The sequence below is a fragment of the Psychrobacter sp. LFX-11D genome (assembly GCF_904846475.1).
Classification (GTDB): domain Bacteria; phylum Pseudomonadota; class Gammaproteobacteria; order Pseudomonadales; family Moraxellaceae; genus Psychrobacter; species Psychrobacter cryohalolentis.
This window is the reverse complement of record NZ_CAJHAV010000001.1, coordinates 33,133-53,044: the sequence shown is the minus strand read 5'-3', so window position 1 is coordinate 53,044 and position 19,912 is coordinate 33,133. Positions and strand designations below refer to the sequence as shown.

Genomic DNA, 19,912 nt, shown 5'->3' with positions numbered 1-19,912 from the left:
TAGACAGTCGCAGGTAAAATTTGGACAGGTTTTGTGGAGTTTATTTACCTATCTGCAAAAAACCTCACTATTAGACAGGATCGTTCAGACAGCATCGTTCAGCGCCGCTATTAATTAGTGTTCACTCATCAGTCGCTTGTCTGCATAGCTGATGATAATGGCGGTGTGGTACGATACCGTAACGCTAAATCCTATAGCACGAGCAATATAAGCACTCTTACAAAGCATTCCTAAAAAATATTCTCATAAACCATTCATAAGGAAAATGATATGTCCGCCAGCCGTACTGCCAATTCTATTGAGACCACCAGCACTAATGCACACTACCCGCATTTATTTGAACCATTAGATTTGGGCTTTACCACGCTTAAAAACCGCATGGTGATGGGTTCGATGCATACTGGGCTTGAAGACCGTTTTTATAATTACGGCAAACTAGCGGCGTATTTTGCAGAGCGTGCCAAAGGTGGCGTAGCGATGATGATTACGGGCGGTATTTCGCCCAATCGTGAAGGGTGGTTACTGCCTGCTGGTGGCACCATGAATACGCGTGCTGACGTTATTAATCATCAGCGTGTGACCCGTGCTGCGCATAAGTATGACAGCAAAATAATCATGCAAATCTTGCACAGTGGTCGGTACGGCTATCATCCATTTGCCGTCTCATCAAGTCCGATTAAATCGCCAATCTCACCATTTAAACCGCGTAAGATGAGTATTAAAAATATCGAACAAACAGTAAAAGATTATGCCCGTTCGGCTAAAATTGCCAAGCAAGCTGGTTATGACGGTGTGGAGATCATGGGCTCAGAAGGCTATTTGCTGAATCAGTTTTTATCCCGTCATGTGAATAAGCGTACGGACGAATACGGCGGTGACATTCAAAATCGTATGAAGTTTGCGGTCGATGTCGTTAAGGCGGTACGTGAAGCGACGGGTGAAGATTTCATTATCCTATTCCGCTTGTCAGTGATTGATTTGGTCAAAGACGGTAACGTCATGGATGAAGTCATTACTGTCGCTAAAGCCTTAGAAGAAGCAGGCGTTACTATTATGAATACTGGTATCGGCTGGCATGAAGCGCGTGTTCCGACGATTGTCACTAGTGTACCGCGTGCGGCCTTTGTTGATTTCACTGCTGAAATTAAAAAATACATCAGCATCCCAATGATGGCAGCCAACCGTATCAATATGCCAGAAACGGCAGAAGAAATCGTCGCCAGTGGTCAAGCAGATATGATTCAGATGGCGCGTCCATTTTTAGCCGATGCCCATTGGGTGAATAAAGCCAAAAATGGTCAGGCAGATCGTATTAATACCTGTATTGCCTGTAACCAAGCTTGTCTCGATCATACCTTTGAAAATAAACGCTCGACTTGTCTGGTCAATCCACAAGCGTGTTACGAGACTGAATTGGTTTATAAGAAAACCAAAAAACCGAAAAAAGTTGCCGTCATCGGTGGCGGTGTCGCTGGTATGTCAGCCGCTCACGTCGCCGCGCTACGTGGTCATGATGTCACCTTATTTGAAGCCAAAGATATCTTGGGCGGACAGTTTAACTATGCCAAAGTCATCCCTGGTAAAGAAGAATTCTTTGAGACCATTCGCTACTATATCAATGAGCTTGAGCACTTAGGTGTTGAGATCAAACTCAATACCAAAGTTGATAAAGCCATGCTTGAGAAAGCCAAATTCCATCATGTCATCGTTGCTACTGGTGTTGTACCTAGAAGCCTCGCAGGTAAGCTGGAAGGCGCGGATTTGCCACAAGTAATGAGTTATGCTGAATTACTCTCTGGCGAGAAATCCGTCGGTGATACCGTTGCGGTCATCGGTGCTGGTGGTATCGGTTTTGACGTTAGTGAATATCTGACCGCCAAACATGGTCAGCCGCTTGATGAGCTAGGTCCTGAATTGCTCAAAGACCCAAGCTATCGTCCAAAAGCCCAGTCTATCGAAGAGTGGCGTGAAGAATGGGGCGTCACCTCTGCGACCGACTATCAAACCGAGGGCGGACTAATCAAGCCTGAAGCCATTAAACCTATCCGCCAAGTGTACTTGATGCAGCGTACCAAGGGTCGCTTGGGTAGTGGTCTCAATAAAACCTCTGGCTGGGTACATCGTGCTCATGTTAAATCGCATGGCGTCATCCAAGTATCAGGTGCGAAGTACGATAAAATCACCAATGAAGGTATTTGGATCACCAATAACCAAGGTCAAAGCCAGTTACTACGTGTCGATAGCGTCGTCGTCTGTGCCGGTCAAGAGTCTGTCGTTGAGCTGATGCCAAATGTTGGTGATGCGCCAGATGCACAGTATCATCTTATCGGTGGTGCAAAACTTGCTGCTGAATTGGATGCCAAACGCGCCATTCGTGATGGGGCAGAGGTTGCGGCGGGGATCTAAGGTTTGAATGGTTTAGGTGAAATATAGAAACGGTGAGATTAATTATCTTACCGTTTTTTTATATCTGCTTAACCAAGCAATTAACCACTAAAATGTAATTAATTGCCTACTATTTGTCTTGTAGAAAATCTACCCTTCCATCTCTCCAATTAGCCAATCCGACACATCGTCAATCTGCGTTGCCAAATCAGGATGCGCTCTGCTGAGCTCATCAAACTTAGCTTTAATCTCATGCTTGTCGTACTTAACATCTGCCAGTGATTCTTTTAAAAGATCAATCAACTCAACGTTTAGCGCGTCAGAGAAGATGACCACTTCGCGTATCACTGCTTGCTTCACATCAAGGTGCAAATCAATAATGCCCCAATCAAATCGCGTCTCAATGTGATGGGTAAATTCAGGGGTTTTGCCAAAGCGCCAATCCCAATCTGCCATTTGTTGATAATATTTATTCAGGTTAGGTTGCTTGGCGAGACTGGCTTCATCCAATTCTTCTACTGGCGCAGTATCACCATAATACTCACAAAACGCTTCGATAATCGCCTTGGATAAAGTCTCATGATTGATGTCTGCATTAAACTCAACCAAGTTAGCGACGCGCGCACGGACAGATTTAATCCCTTTTGCTTTTAGCTTAAGTGGATGCGGATTAAGATAATCGCCCAGCTTTTGCATATTGGCATTGACTAGTAATGTGCCATGATGAAAGCTGCGATCAGCCGCGTGTTTAAAGGCGCTACCTGATATTTTCTTATCACCGACTTGCATGTCGTTACGCCCAGACAACTCAGCGTCTATACCCAATTTTTTTAGCGCATTGATGATAATAGTAAAGTTCGCTTCTTGGTCGTAGTCGTCTTTGGGCGATAAAAAGGTAAAGTTAGTATTGCCCAGATCATGAAATACCGCGCCGCCGCCACTCTGACGCCGTGCCAAAAACACATCGTCAGCTTCCATCTTATTGATTTTGCATTCTACCCATGGGTTTTGTGAGCGCCCAATGACCACGGTCTCGCTATTGCGCCATAAAAATAGCGTGTGCGAGTCGGGATTGAGCGTATTAAATATCCAATCCTCGGTCGCGAGGTTAAACCAAGGGTTGGTCACAGCAGACTTTAAAATGCGCAGTTTCATTGTTTGTCCTTTTGGGCAGAGATTTTTAGTTTGGCTTTTATAAATCCGTACTGTCATTGTTGCCGATGCGAGATTGGAATTCAATGGGAGTGTGGTAGTGAGGATTGACGATTGAAGCTGACAACTATCAATGTACAGACTTGACCTTCTGAATAATTTCGCTTATCATCTTGTTTCAATGTACTAGAACGCAAATACATTCAATTATTTTTATCCTTAAAAAAGCTAAATAATTCGGCAAAGACAACAATATTAATACTCCATTTAAAACGATAAGGCTTAACTATGACAACGCAAAATACCGCCACTGGCTACGGTTTACATCAATCAATTTTGCCCAATGACGATGGTTTATACGGAGAGTTCGGTGGCAAAATTGCTCATCCCGAGCTGGCCAAAGCCATGGCAGAAATCGAAGTAGGCTTTCGTGAAATCATTAAAAATGACGATTTTATCGCTGAGATGAAGCGCTTGCGTGAGACCTATGTCGGTCGTCCAAGTCCTATTTATCATGCGCAGCGTTTGACCGAGCATTGCGGCGGCGCGCAGATTTATTTTAAACGTGAAGACTTAAACCATACGGGCGCGCACAAGATTAATCACTGTTTGGGTGAAGTATTATTAGCCAAGAAATTAGGCAAAACCAAAGTGATTGCCGAAACGGGCGCGGGGCAACATGGCGTAGCATTGGCAACGGCAGCGGCCTTGATGGGTATGGAGTGTGAGATTCACATGGGTGTGGTCGATATTAAAAAGGAGCATCCAAACGTCAGCCGTATGAAGATTTTGGGTGCCAATATCGTACCAGTCTCGCGCGGTGCTGGTACGCTAAAAGAAGCGGTCGATAGTGCTTTTGAGACCTATCTTAATGAGCTCGATAGCAGTATGTTTGCGATTGGCTCGGCATTGGGACCCGCGCCCTATCCTGAAATGGTCAGCTACTTTCAGTCAGTGGTCGGACATGAAGCACGGGCGCAGTTCTTAGCGACGACGGGTAAGCTGCCTAATAAGGTGGTCGCTTGTGTTGGCGGCGGCTCCAATGCCATTGGTATGTTTAGCGGCTTTTTTGATGATGCAGATGTAGAAAAAATAGGCGTGGAACCAGCAGGCGAGGGCTTGGATACCCCTAACCATGCGGCGACGATGTCACTGGGCGTGAAAGGCGAGATTCACGGTTTTAAATGCTATGTGCTGCTCGATGAAAAAGGTGAGCCAGCTCCTGTACATTCGATTGCCTCCGGTCTTGATTATCCAGGAGTTGGACCACAGCATTCGCATCTGCGAGATTTAGAGCTCGCGACCTATGAGTCAGCGACTGATGCAGAGTGTTTAGAAGCTTTTATGGCGCTATCACGCCTTGAGGGTATTATCCCTGCCTTAGAGTCGGCACATGCCATCGCTTATGCCATGAAAATAGCCAAAGATATGTCAGCGGATGAGATGATTTTGGTCAATTTGTCAGGGCGCGGTGACAAAGACATCGATTTTATTTTAGACAAGGTAAAATTATAAGAATTGGTAACAAATATAGAAAAAATAATACTTATTGAGCGTTGAACCAGTTATCATCGAGGTTTTTTTACTGTCTAATGCTCGATAGGATCATCTCATGTCTAACCGCGACCTAATTATTTTTATCACCTTATCCTTTATGTGGTCGCTGTCTTTCATTTTTTATCGTATTGGCGTGCCTGAGTTTGGCTCGTTAGCTTTTGCCAGCCTACGTGTGGTCTTGGCTGGACTGACGATGTTGGTGTTTGTAATACTAAAAAAGAAAAACAGAGTAGGCATTCGTGAAAATTGGAAAGTATTAACGTTGGTTGGGCTGTTCTCCGCAGCAGTGCCCTTTATCCTGTTTGCATTTTCAGCGCGCTCGGTAAACGCTGGCGTATTGGCAGTGCTTAATGCATCTGTGCCAATGATAAGCGGCTTTATTGCCAGTGTATTTTTTAAAGACAGACTGTCAAAAAAGCAAATTCTCGGTTTGGTGATCGGTGTGATCGGCGTGATGATTCTAATGAGCGAGAACTTATTTAGCGGGCAAGGCGCTGGGTCAGGTTCTGGCTTATTACCGATGGGCTACGCATTACTGGCCTGTGTTGGCTACGCGCTTGGGGCAAACATCACTCGAAATTACTTGGAAAATGTCTCTCCAGTAGCGATTACCGCAGGCTCGCTTATCATTGCCAGTGTGATTATGTTGCCTGTGGCGGTTTATGAGTTTCCTTATGGTAAGAGCATCAGTCTCACCGCTTGGATTTCTGTCATTTGTATCGGCGTATTTTCGACTGCCATCGCGCTGATTTTTATGAATCAGTTGATTAAAAGTATCGGTCCAGTACGAGCGACCAGTATTACTTTGGTGATTCCGATTTTTGCCATTATTTTAGGTTATCTGCTGCTTGGAGAGGCATTAGATACGCCCGCGATTATCGGCTCTATAGTGATATTATTTGGTACTTATTTGTCTTTGAATTTGTCTTTTAAAAAGATGCTAAAGTCATAAAATATTTACTGTTTTTAAATTTCATATAAAAAAACCTGTGTAAAATCAGGTTTTTTTTGGCAAAATAGCCCTTCTAAGCACTCTCTATTGTCGCCATCGGCACGCCAAATCGAAGAAAATCGCATTGCGATATACATCCAATAAAAATTTGGCGTCTTTTACCACGTAGCCATTGGGATAACGTTGCCCATAATTTTCCCAAAATACCGCCTATTCGACCAGCTCTTCAAAAGTAGTGGTAATGGGCAGCAGCGCTCCAAAAGATATCTTGATTGTCTGTTGCCATCCGCTGGATAAAGGCTTAATGAAATAATCAGCCAATCTGATTAAAGTCATTCGCTTAATATGCTAGTAAGAGGCTTTGAATAATGAGTATTATCAATACCGATATCATGCCATATTGATATTTTTGTTTGTAATTTTTCCTTGGAATTACCGTATCTACGCCCTATAAAGAACACGGCTTATGAATAGCGTGCTTAATGCGTTTTGGACGTAATATTAAGTGTGAATTATTCATCATTAACAAATTCTATAACCGTATTTTTATAACAGCAAATAAGGCTTTTTATGGCACATGATAATTTATTCGAACCCGTCAAAATGGGCACCCAAACCCTAAAAAATCGCATCATTATGGCACCTTTGACGCGCTTGCGCTCTGTCGAGCCCGGTGATGTCCCTACAGCGCTTGCTGGCGAGTATTACTCACAGCGTAGCGGTGCTGGGCTTGTCATTGCTGAAGCGACACAGGTTTCTTTTCAGGCAAAAGGCTATGCAGGCGCGCCTGGTATCCATACCGAAGATCAGACGACAGCGTGGAAAACCATTGTCGATAACGTCCATGCAAAAGGCGGCAAGATAGTAGTACAGCTCTGGCACACTGGTCTTGTAGCACACGAAAGCGTTCAGCCTGATGGTAAGGCGCCGATCTCTGCCTCCGATGTTCATGTGGGAGTACGTACTTCACTGCGCGATAGCAACAACCAAGCCATTCGAGTTGAAGCGACCACACCGCGTCCTGCGACACTGGAAGAGATAGAGCAAGTTATTGCTGATTTCGGTCTTGCGACCAAAAACGCTAAAGAGGCGGGTTTTGATGGAGTGGAAATTCATGGTGCACATGGCTATCTATTACATCAATTTTGGGCTGAGCATACCAATCAGCGTACTGATGAATATGGCGGTAGCCGTGAGAACCGTGCACGCTTGATGCTGGCTGTGATTGATGCTTGTGTCGACGCATGGGATGCGGACCATGTCGGTATTCGTATTTCACCACTTGGTACGTTTAATAATGTGGAAGCTGGATATAACGAAGATGAAAACATTTGGCTGATTGAACAAATCAATCAACGCGCTATTATGTATTTGCATTTATCTGAGCCTGATTGGGCAGGTGGAACGCCTTATAGCGATGCGTTCCGTCAGCGTGTTCGCGATGCCTTTGATCAGACAATCATTGCTGCAGGTGGGTATACAGCGGAAAAGGCTGAAAGAAACATCAAGTCAGGCTACATCGATGCCGTGGCGTTTGGCCGTGATTACATCGCCAATCCTGATTTGGCTGAGCGTATTCGTGAAGGCGCGCCGCTAAATGAGCAACATCCGCAGAGCTTCTATGGTGGCGGCACAGAAGGCTATACCGATTATCCGTTTTTAAACCAAGCATAATGGTTTGACGGTCAATAAAAAAGCCACCTTGCGATAATTCGTAAGGTGGCTTTTTATGATTTGGTCAATATGATTTAAGCTATCTCACCGCAGACAAAACCACTTGCCCACGCCCATTGGAAGTTATAACCACCGAGCCAGCCTGTGACATCCAGCACTTCACCAATAAAATACAGACCATCTTGATAATTACTTTGCATAGTCTTTGATGAGACTTCATCAGTCTTGATGCCGCCACGCGTGACTTCAGCGGTACGATAGCCTTCGGTGCCAGAAGGTTTTAGCTGCCAACCATTAAGTGTTTCACCAAGTTCAATTAAACGCTCATCTTTAATATTGGCAAGCTCTTTGTCTTTAATGTCATCCCACAGAGTCGTTTGTAGAGCCGCAAGCAATTTTTTGGGTAAGGCATTGTCTGTATAATCCGCCAATACCGTACGGATAAGCTGTCTTGGGTGTGATTTTTTATGTGCAAGCAATAGCGCGGTCATATCGATATCAGGAAGCAGATTGATACTGATGGTTTCGCCTGTCTGCCAGTAGTTAGACAGCTGCAACATGGCAGGACCAGAGAGTCCGCGATGGGTAAATAGTAGTGGCAATTTAAATGAGATGCGATCATTGCTGGCCATCACAGGGAGACTAATACCAGCAAGCGTACGAATTAGCTCGCCAGTTTTATCGGTAAACGTAAAGGGCACTAGGCTTGCATCAGTCGTGATAAGGCTATGACCAAATTGCTGTGCCAACTCATAGCCTAAACCGCTCGCCCCCATGGTTGGAATGGACAATCCACCCGTTGCCACGACCAGTGACTCACAGCGAAAGCGTGTTTGCATAGGCTTAGCGTTCTCTAGAGCCTCTTTTTTCTCTTGCTTTTCTTTTTTGCTCAGCGCTTTACTGGTTAGTAATTGAAAGTGCGACTTTTGATCGTTTTCGAGCGCTTGCACGCTGTCGACTTGAGTGTTGAGCCTGACTTGTACACCGACAGCGGCACATTCATCGAGCAGCATCGTCAAGATGTCTTGCGCCGAATCATCGCAGAATAGCTGACCATGCTCGCGCTCATGGTAGGGTATTTTATGCTGCTCAACCATACCGATAAACTCCCAACTCGGATATCGACTGAGCGCTGATTTACAAAAATGCGGGTTACTACCGATAAAATGCTCAGGCTCCACAAAGTAATTGGTAAAGTTACAGCGCCCGCCACCAGACATAAGGATTTTTTTGCCGGCTTTATTGGCGTGGTCTAGTACCAATACACGGCGACCACGGCGACCGGCGGTTAATGCGCAATATAACCCTGACGCACCAGCACCAATGATGATGACATCATAATGCGAGTATTGTGAGGCAGTACGGTGCTTGTCCATGGTCGGTAGTTCCTGATTTTAAAAGTGCAAATAAGTCTTATAGAGCCTATTGTCATATAAAGAATGGCGATATCAATTATAGCGCTTGATATCAGGTTGCTATTGTCCATGTTTTATAACAGGTTACAAGGATTAAATAGCATTGTCGCAACTGCATTTTCAAAAAAGAGCGGTAAAAAATATCTGCCATAGAATCTGCACTGTTAAACATACTGATGTGCTATGCAATTGTTGCGATTAGTGGTTGATGCCTTGCAACCATTCGGCATATTTGTCAAACTGTCTTTGAGTGTCACCATTATGGAAGATGACCCTTATTGCCTATGCCAATCTTCGCTATCAGCGATGTTTGCTACAGGTCATAATAATTAAAAAAGGATGAAGCTCATGACTCAAAAATCATTTCCCATTGCGCCTGAATTCCTCGCCGCAGCCAATATCACCGCCGAGCAGTATGCTGAACAATATAAGCAATCGATTGCATCAGCTGAAGCGACAGATGCCTTTTGGGCGGAGCGTGCTGAGCTGATTGATTGGATAAAAAAGCCCACCAAAATCAGCGACGTCAGCTACGACTTAGAAGACTTTCGCATTAAATGGTTTGAGGATGGCGAGCTGAATATTTCAGTCAACTGTCTGGATCGCCACGTCAAAAATAATCCCTATAAGCCTGCCATCATTTGGGAAGGGGATCATCCTTCCCTGCACAAAATCATATCATTTAAAGAGCTGCATGAAGCCGTTTGTCGCTTAGGTAATGCCATGCGCAAGCTTGGGGTCAAAAAGGGCGACCGCGTTACCTTATATATGCCGATGATACCAGAAGCGGTGGTTGCCATGCTGGCGTGTACGCGTATTGGTGCGGTACATTCAGTGGTATTTGGCGGTTTTTCCGCTGAGAGCTTGGGTAATCGTATCATTGATAGTCAGTCTAAGCTGGTCATTACCGCTGATGAAGGTATTCGTGGTAACAAGCGTACGCCACTCAAGGCTAATGTCGATCGCGCGCTAGATATGGATGGCACTGACAGTGTCAGTAATGTCATCGTCGTCCATCGTACAGGCAATTCAGTACCGATGAGTGGTCGCCGTGATATCTGGTATCACAGCTTGGTCGATGGTGAGTCGCAGCACTGCGAACCTGAAGTGATGAATGCAGAAGACCCGCTGTTTTTATTATATACTTCTGGTTCAACAGGCAAGCCTAAAGGCGTGTTGCACACCACAGGTGGCTATATCACTTATGCGCTGTCTACTTTTCGTGATGTTTTTGATATCAAAGATGATGACGTGTTCTGGTGTACCGCAGACGTTGGTTGGGTGACGGGTCATACCTACGCCACTTATGCACCGCTTGCTAATGGCACCACGACCGTTATGTTTGAGGGCGTGCCAGAGTATCCGACATGGGCGCGCATTGGGCATATTATCGATAAGCATCAAATCACTGTCTTGTATACTGCACCGACCGCTATCAGAGCTATGATGAAAGAGGGCGATACCTTTGTACGTGAGTCGGATCGCTCAAGTCTGCGTTTACTTGGCACAGTTGGTGAACCAATTAATCCTGAAGCGTGGGATTGGTACTATCATGTTGTCGGCGGCAGCAAGTGTCCGGTCGTCGATACTTGGTGGCAGACAGAAACGGGCGGTATCATGCTCGCGCCGATACCGGGGACGGTCGCAATGAAGCCGGGCGCGGCGATGAATCCTCTATATGGTATCGTCCCTGAAGTCATTGATACCGATGGCGTCGCGCTTGAAGGTGCAGCTGAGGGTAATTTGGTGATTAATAGTAGTTGGCCCGGTCAGATGCGTACTATTTATCAAGACCACGCACGCTTTTTAGCGACTTATTTTACCGAATATCCCGGCTATTATTTTACCGGTGATGGGGTACAGCGTGATGAAGATGGTCACTATTGGATTACTGGACGTGTCGACGATGTGCTCAATGTGTCAGGACATAGACTGGGCACAGCAGAAATTGAAAGCTCGATCGTTGCACATCCAGCGACGGCAGAGGCGGCTGTTGTAGGAATGCCACACGATATACGTGGTATGGGTATTTGCGCCTTTGTTATCTTAAAGTCGAGTGAGACGGCCACTGAAGCACTAAAATCGGAGTTAAACCGCCATGTACGCTCTGAGATTGGTCCGATTGCCAATTTAGATGCCATCTATATGGTCAATGTTTTACCTAAAACCCGCTCTGGTAAAATCATGCGCCGTATTTTGCGTAGTCTAGCGGCAGGACAGTATGTTGGATTGGGTGATTTATCTACCCTAGCTGACAGCTCAGTTATTAACGAGCTGGTCGAAGTGGTTAAAACCGAACGGGCAAAATCACATTGATTGTTCAATATCAATAAAATTTGAATAGGGTCAATGCTTAAAAATGATTGGAAGCTGAGGTAAAAAGCCATGCTATAAAAGTAGCATGGCTTTTTACCGAGATATCATGGATATAGTCGGTCCTAAATAAAAGAAATACAAGCATTATAAAGTACTACTGGGGTTAATTTTTCTTGCTTGCTGTGTCTGCGCAGACAGAGGCTGCAAATAATTAACCCTAGTAGTTCTGTACCCTTTTAAAAATGGATTAACTATATTAGTAGGCTTTAGAGGTTCAATATTTTTTAGAATAACCCCCTTACTTTCATCTGACTACTTACTATTTTGCTAAATATTTTATAAGGTTTATTGTCATTATGACTAATTCTACTTTGCATACGACTGAACAATCCATACCAAAAATTGCGATTATTGGCGGGGGTTTGACTGGCTTATTTACGGCTACGTTATTGGAGCGCATTTTTATTGAAGCAAACGGTGAATCAGTATCACCTAAAATTAATATTTTTGAGAAGTCTCGTAGCGTTGGTCGTTTAGCAACACGCTATCGCACGGACAGCGCAACGCATAAAAACTGGCAATGGGCATTTGGGGCGCAGTTTTTTACTGCCAAAAGTGCTGACTTTCAGCAGTTTATCAAACCATGGCTACAAAGTGATTTATTGCAGCCATGGTATGCCAATGTGGTGGACTTAATACCTTCTGACGATGCCGCTCAGAATGCTGACATACAAGCCAAGGAGCAATGGAGCAGTACCCAAGCGCGTTATATCAGCACGCCCAAAATGACCAGTTGGGGTCGTGCCTTGGCTGATGAACTAAAGCATACAACTATAAACTTTAAAACTCGTGTAGCGCCATTACGCAAAGAAGATTTTGTAGAACAAAATGAGGCTAATAACAAAACTGAGCTATATGATGAGAATGGCAACAGCCTTGACAGCTATGATTGGGTAATTTGTACAGCCCCCAATGGTCAAGCTGTAGAGCTGATGGCGGATAGCAATTTTAAAGAGCTTGCAAAAATTAGCGAAGCACAGATGCAGGCCTGTTATACCTTGATGCTTGGGTGGGATAAAGAGCAGCCTTTACCTGCTGCATTAAACACGTCACCCCCTTTATGGGATGTGGCTTATGTGCAGGATTCGGTGCTCGATCGTATCTTTATTGAACATCAAAAACCTGACCATGGCATTCTATTACCCAGTATCACTATTCACGCTCGCAACGATTGGTCGGAGCAGCATGTCGATGACGATATAGAAGCTGTAAAAGCAATCTTGCTACAAGCAGCAAAGCAAGCGTTGAGTTGGGATGAAGATAGTACGCCAAGCCAAATCGATTGTCATCGCTGGCGTTATGCTGCAACTCTTAAACCGCTTGATAATACAGAGTTTGGTATTTTAGTTGATGAGCCGCGTCAATGGATTGTCAGTGGCGACTGGTGTGGACAAGGTAACATCGAAAGCTGCTATCAGATGGCAAAACAAACCGTAGCAAAAATCTGCGCTGACTAAATCAGTTAAAAACGATGACTGAAAGTGTATTTTTTAAAACGGTAAACAAGCTCATAACCAACACTAAAAATTAAAACGTTTATCGCTATAAGAGGAGGTAAGAACGCTATGTCTGGATTTGATATCGATATGGAGCTAATGCAATTTCATTTTTTTCAATTAGGAATTGCCTTTATTCTTTCCTTACCGATTGCACTCAACCGCGAGATGAAAGACAACGGCGCAGGGCTTAGGACCTTTCCTTTAGTGACCATTGCTTCCTGTGCTTTTATGCTCGTTGGTATGGATATTTATGATGCGACTGGTGAGGCGAGAATCATGTATGCGATTATCACTGGCATGGGTTTTATCGGTGGCGGCGCGATATTTAAGAACGAACAAGGCTCAAAAGGCACAGCAACGGCAGCCAGCCTTTGGAATACCGGTGCTATTGGTATTTCAGTTGCTTATGGGCGTTATGAAATTGCGATTATCTTGTCTGTGGTTGGTTTTTTGATCTTGCAATTCTCTGAGCCGTTTAAGTCAAAAGAAAAGCTGTAGAAACCAATAAAAATACTGCGAGGCAATGTATAAAGGACATCCAGCGAATAAAACGACTAAATAGCGGACAAAAAAAGAGCCCACGGAGGAGATACCGTGGACTGAGGAAAACTTATCATGCGATCAAATGAAAAATCATGAGCCACAAATAAATTGATACAAATTTATTATTATTACTAGGTGTTGTTCTTATTATTTATATTTGGTTGAAAAGAGACAGTTCAAGAAACTCTTACATCTGCTTACAATTTTTAGTGTACAAGTGTATCGATATCATCGGCTCATAATAACCGACATTCAGCTATTTTCCTAAGCTTGCTTACATGTTATTACGTTTTAGACGGTATATGTATGGATGTATCTAAGCATACAATAGAATAGCGATATTTTTGCCTGGAACTAGCGATAAAAAACAGTGATAAAAATCAGCTATCACTCATTAAAATGGCTAAATACGCCACATCTAGGATAAAAATTGCTCGATTAGAAAAATATACGCTTGGCATCAACGATACCTACATAGAGGGCATGACGACTTGGCTGAAAAATGCTAAGCTATCCGTCATTATTAGGTCAATATTAAACTGGGTTTGCCATGACTGAGAGCACGCATTTGCATCCGCAGGAGCCGTCAAGTACGCAGAATAACAAAAGTATTTTTAATTTGCCCAATAACCTGACGATTGCGCGTATCTTGATGATTCCGCTATTTGTTGCGATTGCCTATTGGCCACCTGCCATGGGGATCGGCATGCCCGCAATCTCTGATAACGTGATTGCAAAGGTTGGTATGAGTGACTTTAGCGACAGTCTATTGCGTCACTTGTTATTAACAGGCGTTTTTATACTAGCAGCCATTACCGATTGGCTCGATGGCTATTTTGCCCGTAAGCTCAATGTGGTATCAGCCTTTGGTCGATTTTTAGACCCAGTCGCTGATAAGCTGATGGTAGCAGCCGCGCTCATTATCTTAGTGCAATGGCATCCCAATATCATCATGGCGATAGCAGCAATTGTGATTATCTCGCGTGAAATCGCCGTATCGGCATTGCGTGAATGGATGGCAGAACTGGGTAAAAGTACCAGTGTGGCGGTGTCTTATGTAGGTAAGCTCAAAACCACCTTTCAGATGATAGCGATTACGGTGCTTTTGTTAAATTGGGAATCGCTTGAAACCATCGGCTATGTGTTGATGGTAGCGGCAGTGATTCTAACGTTATGGTCAATGATGATTTATCTTAAAGCTGCGTGGCCGTATTTAAAGCAAAGTGGGTAAAAGGTAGTTAAATAGATAGCGGTTAAATCTTATACTTTTATCTAAAACTATAAAGCCCAGTCAATAAAAAACGCCAGTCGCATCAGCCACTGGCGTTTTTTATGATAAAAATTTTGTTTTTATCTATTTATTAGTTTAATGATAAATTATAAAGAAACGGAAAAGGTCTCGCCCATATCTTCAGCAGTTTTGCCTTCTTGTACGGCTGCCGCTGCCATCTTAAACATATTCACCACTGTACTACCGCTAAGCCAGCATTCGGCACCATGAGGAACTACTTTAATCAATTGTACGTTTTCATCTTCCTTACCATGCTCAAAAAAGGCATTGTAAACTGGCGACCAAAGCTCATCCAATTTGGCTTTGTCTGTCGGTAATTCAGCGTTAGCACTGATAGAAACAAAGTTCTTTTCATCTTGAGTGGCATAAGTCAGCCCGATTCTTGCATCATCCTGAATATCTTTGACGACATCTGATTTTTTATCGCCGATAAACCAGATCTCTTTATTATCAAGGTTGACCTCACTTGTGGTCATTGGCCACGCATGAATATCGCCTTTTTTATTGCTGGTACTCATCATGGCAAATTTCACGTCTTTGATGACGGCTTGGATTTTATCGAGATGCTCTTGGTTACTCATGGTGGATATCCTTTTTCATTATTGTAAATAAATTTTGAATTTATAGTTGTTAAAGAAATAATTATTAAGAGGTTAATGTATACAAACCGTTTATTTCATAAAAACTGGCTTTATAAAAACTAGCTGGTCAAGAACTGCTATCTAGAATAGCGATTTCTGCTGGGCTATTTATATAGGTTGCCCGTAAGGCGATGTGAGGGTTTGTAAGGATTATAAGCTTTAGGTAAAAATTGTGACGCTGTGCCGTCAGCCTTGCTGTTTTGATAGCAAATCGTCAGTATTTGCTCAATCTTTTAGCATAATATTACCGAAGCAATTGGCAATTTATCTTGGTTTTGTCCTGCTTATTACAGGGCTTCTTGTTATAATACGCGAACCATTTACTTAGCATGGCAGAGATGCCTGTTATTGCCTATATCCTATGGAATATGCCTTTATGATGACCATCGCCGGACAACCGTTTCTTACCGATTTTCAGACGCAGCAACTCATCAGTCAGTTTCAGCAAAAAACCGAGCTAAATGTCAGCCAAATTCATACTCAGCAAGTGTATGTGTTATCACGAGAACTCAAAGGTGATGAGCATAAAAAAGCGCTAGACTTACTTGCTGTCGACAGTGGCACTGTCCTTGAAGCCCCGCAAGACAATCAACTACAAGTTATCGTTGGTCCACGTTTTGGCACCATATCGCCATGGGCAAGTAAAGCGACCGATATCTTTAATAACTGTGAAATTGCCATTAATCGTGTTGAGCGCGTCATCGTTTATACGCTAACCGTTGATGGCGAAGCAGGCGAAAAACTGCCAGTAGACGCTGAGCAATTATTGTTCGACAAAATGACGCAAAGCTTAGTCTATGATTTAGATAAGGTCAGTCATCTGTTTGACGATGGACAACCAGCATCACTCAATCATATTGATGTGATTGGACAAGGTCAATCGGCGCTTGAGTCGGCAAATGAAGAATTTGGTTTTGCGTTATCGAGCGAAGATATCGACTATCTGATGAATGCTTACGTCAATGAACTCAAGCGTAATCCAACGGACGTTGAGCTGATGATGTTTGCACAGGCCAACTCAGAGCATTGCCGTCATAAAATCTTTAATGCTGAATGGACGGTTGACGGCGCAGTACAGCCAAAGTCACTGTTCCAAATGATTAAGAATACTTATAAAGCCAATCCGCAAGGCATCTTGTCTGCTTATAAAGACAACGCCGCAGTGATGGCAGGCTCTAAAGGGATGCGTTTTTACCCGATTCCTACCAATGCTATGGACGTAAATTCTGCGCATCCTTATGATTTCCATCAAGAAGAAATCGACATCTTAATGAAAGTCGAAACGCATAACCATCCAACCGCTATTGCCCCTTATGCGGGTGCAGCAACGGGTGCAGGCGGTGAGATTCGTGACGAAGGCGCAACCGGACGTGGCGGTAAACCAAAAGCAGGTTTAACAGGTTTCCATGTGTCACATTTACATATCCCAGAAATGGTTGAAAAATGGGAGCAGTCAGGTCAATTAAGTACGCAGGATTATGGTACGCCGGATCGTATGGCAACTAGTCTTGAAATTATGACGGAAGCACCATTAGGCAGTGCCAACTTCTCTAACGAATTTGGTCGCCCGAATCTTTGCGGTTATTTCCGTAGTTTCCAATTGGATACTTCAGCGGCAAAAGACGGCAGCCAAATGCGCGGCTATCATAAGCCCATCATGCTGGCAGGTGGTTACGGCAATATCAAACGCAACCTCATTGAAAAAAATGCCATTCAGCAAGGCGATTTACTGATTGTCCTTGGTGGTCCTGCGATGCAAATTGGTTTAGGCGGCGGCGCAGCATCTTCGGTCGATAGTGGCTCACTTGATGAAGGCTTGGACTTTGCTTCTGTACAGCGTGATAACGCTGAGATGGAGCGTCGCTGTCAAGAAGTGATGGATCGCTGCTGGGCGCTTGCGGGTAATGACGTTGATGCAAGTAATAATGGTAAAGATGGCAACCCAATCGTCTCATTGCATGACGTGGGTGCTGGCGGTCTGTCTAATGCGATGCCAGAATTGGTCAATGACCATGAGATGGGCGCGGTATTAAATCTACGTAAAATTCCGTCGCTAGAAGCGGGCATGTCGCCAATGGCAATCTGGTCAAATGAAGCGCAAGAGCGTTATGTGCTAGCGATTCGCCCTGAGAGCAAAGCGCAGTTCGATGCGATCTGTGCGCGTGAGCGCTGCCCGTATGCCATCTTAGGTGAAGCCACTGAAGTACGTCAGCTCGTCGTGAATGACGAATTACTGCCTGAGCAACCAGTCGATATGCCGATGCAAGTATTGCTTGGTGGTACACCACAGATGAAGCGTAGTTTTGAGCGTCAAGAAATTACCTTGCCAGCTTTAGAGTTAGGCGAAGTCAATCTGGCCGAATCAATCAAAGACGTGCTACGTCATCCAACTGTCGCTAGTAAATCATTCCTTATTAGCATTGGTGACCGCTCTATCACGGGTATGGTTGTGCGTGATCAGTATGTAGGTCGCTACCAAGTGCCCATCTCAGATTGCGCCGTTACTGCTTCAGGCCTGATTGCGTTAGATGGTCAGCCCATGAGCGGTGAAGCGATGAGCGTTGGCGAACGTACGCCTGTTGCGCTTATCAGTCCAAAAGCTTCTGCTCGTTTGGCGGTTGGTGAAGCGATTACTAACATTGCTGGCGCACGTATTACTCAGTTATCTGATATCACGATGTCGGCAAACTGGATGGCAGCGTGCGGTGATGATGCAGAAGACGCCGCATTATTTGATGCGGTCTATACCGTTGGTGAAGAACTGTGTCCTGCATTGGGTATCGCCATTCCAGTCGGTAAAGACTCGCTATCGATGCGTGCTAATTGGACGGACGAAGACGAGAACGGCAGCACAGACAAATCAGTCGTTTCGCCAATGAGCTTGGTCATTACTGCTTTTGCTCCTGTTGTTGATGTTGCAAAAACTTTAACGCCTGAGCTTATTAATGGTGATAGCGCGTTTTATCGTATTGATTTGTCTAAAGGACAATTGCGTCTCGGCGGTTCAATCCTTGCGCAAACGCTTAGCCAATTAGGTAATGACTGCCCGGATTTAGGGCAACCAAGTGACTTGGTCGACTTCTTTAACTTTATCCAAGCAGGCAACGCGCAAGGCGTCATCAGTGCTTATCACGATATCGGTGATGGCGGTCTGCTAGCAACTATCGCTGAAATGCAATTCACCAGCCGTCAAGGTATCAAGCTGTCATTGACCGATGATAATTTACTCGGTCAATTGTTCAGTGAAGAGTTGGGCGCAGTCATTCAAGTATTACCAGAAAATGTCGCTGCGTTAATGCAAATGGCAGAAGAATTTAACGTCAGCGATATGCTGAGCCTAGTCGGTCAAAGCTCAGAAGAAGACAGCTTAATCATTCAAACGCCAACACTCATGGGTGATGACACTCTACGCTTTAAGCGTTCTGAGCTACAGCAAGAATGGAGTCAGGTCAGCTATCAAATCGCCCGTCGCCGTGACAATCCAGCTTGCGTACAGCAAGAGTATGACTTGATTAGCGATGCTAGCCATCAAGGTCTAATCGCTGCACCAAACTTTGATCTCAATCAAAAAGTTGAAGAGCCATACTTAAACAGCCGTGACACTAAACCAAAAGTCGCAATCCTCCGCGAGCAAGGCGTCAACGGTCAGACGGAAATGGCAGCAGGCTTTACCCAAGCTGGCTTTGAAGCGGTCGACGTCCACATGAGTGATTTACTCAGCGGTCGTATCAATCTACGTGACTTCGATGGTCTGGTCGCTTGTGGTGGCTTTAGTTACGGTGACGTACTGGGCGCAGGCTCTGGCTGGGCAAACTCTATCTTGTTCCATGACGAATTGCGCATGCAGTTCGTACGCTTCTTTGCCCGTCCTGATACCTTCTCACTCGGTGTCTGTAACGGTTGTCAGATGATGGCGCAGTTAAAAGACCTCATCCCAGGCGCGGAAAACTTCCCACGCTTTATCGCCAATAAATCAGCTCGCTTTGAAGCGCGTACGGTCAACGTAAAAGTCGAGCGCACCAAGTCTATCCTGTTTAAAGGTATGCAAGACAGTATCTTACCAATCGCTGTCGCGCACGGTGAAGGCTATGCAACGCTGGACAACACCGAGATCGACGGTATGGCAAAACACGGTCAGCTCGCCATGCGCTTTGTCGATAGCCAAGGTCATCCAACCGAGACTTATCCGCTTAATCCAAACGGTTCGCTCGGCGGTGTCACAGGTCTGTGTAGCACTGACGGTCGCGTCACCATCATGATGCCGCACCCTGAGCGTACGCTACGTGCCTACAATCATAGCTGGAAGCCAGAAGCGTGGGACGAGGACGGCGCGTGGATGCGTATGTTCCGTAACGCCCGAGCTTGGTTGCGTTAGGATAGTTTGAATTACTGTAGATAATAAAAAAGGTGGGCGTGATGCTCACCTT

The 19,912-nt window shown here is 44.7% G+C and carries 13 protein-coding genes; 10 read left to right on the top strand and 3 right to left on the bottom strand.

Annotated elements, in window-relative coordinates:
• Positions 1–270 precede the first annotated feature (270 nt).
• A complete protein-coding gene (locus JMX75_RS00230) occupies positions 271–2,406 on the top strand; it encodes an NADPH-dependent 2,4-dienoyl-CoA reductase (RefSeq protein WP_201530513.1) in 2,136 nt (711 codons plus the stop codon).
• Positions 2,407–2,535: 129 nt separating this feature from the next.
• Here the strand turns inward: JMX75_RS00230 and JMX75_RS00225 are convergent, their stop codons facing one another.
• Positions 2,536–3,540, bottom strand: coding sequence for a lipoate--protein ligase (locus JMX75_RS00225; RefSeq protein WP_201530512.1), 1,005 nt, complete (start codon positions 3,538–3,540; stop codon positions 2,536–2,538).
• A 285-nt stretch (positions 3,541–3,825) separates the two neighbouring features.
• Here JMX75_RS00225 and trpB point away from each other — a divergent pair, with 285 nt between their 5' ends.
• The 3 genes from trpB to JMX75_RS00210 all read left to right on the top strand — a co-directional run bounded on the left by trpB (position 3,826) and on the right by JMX75_RS00210 (position 7,720).
• On the top strand, positions 3,826–5,052 hold the full coding sequence (trpB, locus tag JMX75_RS00220) for a tryptophan synthase subunit beta (RefSeq protein ID WP_201530511.1): 1,227 nt from the start codon (positions 3,826–3,828) through the stop codon (positions 5,050–5,052).
• A 97-nt stretch (positions 5,053–5,149) separates the two neighbouring features.
• A complete protein-coding gene (locus JMX75_RS00215) occupies positions 5,150–6,046 on the top strand; it encodes a DMT family transporter (RefSeq protein ID WP_201530510.1) in 897 nt (298 codons plus the stop codon).
• A 570-nt stretch (positions 6,047–6,616) separates the two neighbouring features.
• Positions 6,617–7,720 carry an alkene reductase gene (locus JMX75_RS00210; protein WP_020442567.1) on the top strand — a complete coding sequence of 368 codons (1,104 nt, stop codon included), beginning with the start codon at positions 6,617–6,619 and terminating at the stop codon, positions 7,718–7,720.
• 74 nt (positions 7,721–7,794) lie between these two features.
• On the opposite strand, the gene JMX75_RS00205 is transcribed toward JMX75_RS00210, so the two are convergent.
• Positions 7,795–9,096 carry an NAD(P)/FAD-dependent oxidoreductase gene (locus JMX75_RS00205; RefSeq protein ID WP_201530509.1) on the bottom strand — a complete coding sequence of 434 codons (1,302 nt, stop codon included), beginning with the start codon at positions 9,094–9,096 and terminating at the stop codon, positions 7,795–7,797.
• A 222-nt stretch (positions 9,097–9,318) separates the two neighbouring features.
• On the opposite strand from JMX75_RS00205, the gene JMX75_RS00200 reads away from it, so the two are divergent.
• From JMX75_RS00200 to pgsA, 5 genes are all read left to right on the top strand, one after another.
• Positions 9,319–9,468, top strand: coding sequence for a hypothetical protein (locus JMX75_RS00200; RefSeq protein ID WP_201530508.1), 150 nt, complete (start codon positions 9,319–9,321; stop codon positions 9,466–9,468).
• A gap of 15 nt (positions 9,469–9,483) precedes the next feature.
• Positions 9,484–11,451 carry an acetate--CoA ligase gene (gene acs, locus JMX75_RS00195; RefSeq protein ID WP_201530507.1) on the top strand — a complete coding sequence of 656 codons (1,968 nt, stop codon included), beginning with the start codon at positions 9,484–9,486 and terminating at the stop codon, positions 11,449–11,451.
• Positions 11,452–11,807: 356 nt separating this feature from the next.
• A complete protein-coding gene (locus JMX75_RS00190) occupies positions 11,808–12,968 on the top strand; it encodes an NAD(P)/FAD-dependent oxidoreductase (protein WP_201530506.1) in 1,161 nt (386 codons plus the stop codon).
• 108 nt (positions 12,969–13,076) lie between these two features.
• A complete protein-coding gene (locus JMX75_RS00185; protein WP_011512578.1) occupies positions 13,077–13,508 on the top strand; it encodes an MgtC/SapB family protein in 432 nt (143 codons plus the stop codon).
• A gap of 595 nt (positions 13,509–14,103) precedes the next feature.
• Entirely contained in the window at positions 14,104–14,784 is a 681-nt protein-coding gene (gene pgsA / locus JMX75_RS00180) for a CDP-diacylglycerol--glycerol-3-phosphate 3-phosphatidyltransferase (RefSeq protein WP_011512579.1), read from the top strand.
• Positions 14,785–14,930: 146 nt separating this feature from the next.
• Here the strand turns inward: pgsA and JMX75_RS00175 are convergent, their stop codons facing one another.
• Positions 14,931–15,425, bottom strand: a complete 495-nt coding sequence (locus tag JMX75_RS00175; RefSeq protein ID WP_201530505.1) for a pyridoxamine 5'-phosphate oxidase family protein — start codon at positions 15,423–15,425, stop codon at positions 14,931–14,933.
• A gap of 436 nt (positions 15,426–15,861) precedes the next feature.
• On the opposite strand from JMX75_RS00175, the gene purL reads away from it, so the two are divergent.
• Positions 15,862–19,860, top strand: coding sequence for a phosphoribosylformylglycinamidine synthase (gene purL / locus JMX75_RS00170; protein ID WP_201530504.1), 3,999 nt, complete (start codon positions 15,862–15,864; stop codon positions 19,858–19,860).
• Positions 19,861–19,912 lie beyond the last annotated feature (52 nt).

Excerpts from the sequence above, each read along its gene's own strand:
- JMX75_RS00185 (WP_011512578.1), top strand. The coding sequence starts at position 13,077 with ATGTCTGGATTTGATATCGATATGGAGCTAATGCAATTTCATTTTTTT.
- JMX75_RS00225 (WP_201530512.1), bottom strand. The coding sequence starts at position 3,540 with ATGAAACTGCGCATTTTAAAGTCTGCTGTGACCAACCCTTGGTTTAAC.
- JMX75_RS00175 (WP_201530505.1), bottom strand. The coding sequence starts at position 15,425 with ATGAGTAACCAAGAGCATCTCGATAAAATCCAAGCCGTCATCAAAGAC.
- JMX75_RS00190 (WP_201530506.1), top strand. The coding sequence starts at position 11,808 with ATGACTAATTCTACTTTGCATACGACTGAACAATCCATACCAAAAATT.
- JMX75_RS00215 (WP_201530510.1), top strand. The coding sequence starts at position 5,150 with ATGTCTAACCGCGACCTAATTATTTTTATCACCTTATCCTTTATGTGG.
- acs (WP_201530507.1), top strand. The coding sequence starts at position 9,484 with ATGACTCAAAAATCATTTCCCATTGCGCCTGAATTCCTCGCCGCAGCC.
- JMX75_RS00200 (WP_201530508.1), top strand. The coding sequence starts at position 9,319 with ATGCAATTGTTGCGATTAGTGGTTGATGCCTTGCAACCATTCGGCATA.
- trpB (WP_201530511.1), top strand. The coding sequence starts at position 3,826 with ATGACAACGCAAAATACCGCCACTGGCTACGGTTTACATCAATCAATT.
- JMX75_RS00230 (WP_201530513.1), top strand. The coding sequence starts at position 271 with ATGTCCGCCAGCCGTACTGCCAATTCTATTGAGACCACCAGCACTAAT.
- purL (WP_201530504.1), top strand. The coding sequence starts at position 15,862 with ATGATGACCATCGCCGGACAACCGTTTCTTACCGATTTTCAGACGCAG.
- JMX75_RS00205 (WP_201530509.1), bottom strand. The coding sequence starts at position 9,096 with ATGGACAAGCACCGTACTGCCTCACAATACTCGCATTATGATGTCATC.
- pgsA (WP_011512579.1), top strand. The coding sequence starts at position 14,104 with ATGACTGAGAGCACGCATTTGCATCCGCAGGAGCCGTCAAGTACGCAG.
- JMX75_RS00210 (WP_020442567.1), top strand. The coding sequence starts at position 6,617 with ATGGCACATGATAATTTATTCGAACCCGTCAAAATGGGCACCCAAACC.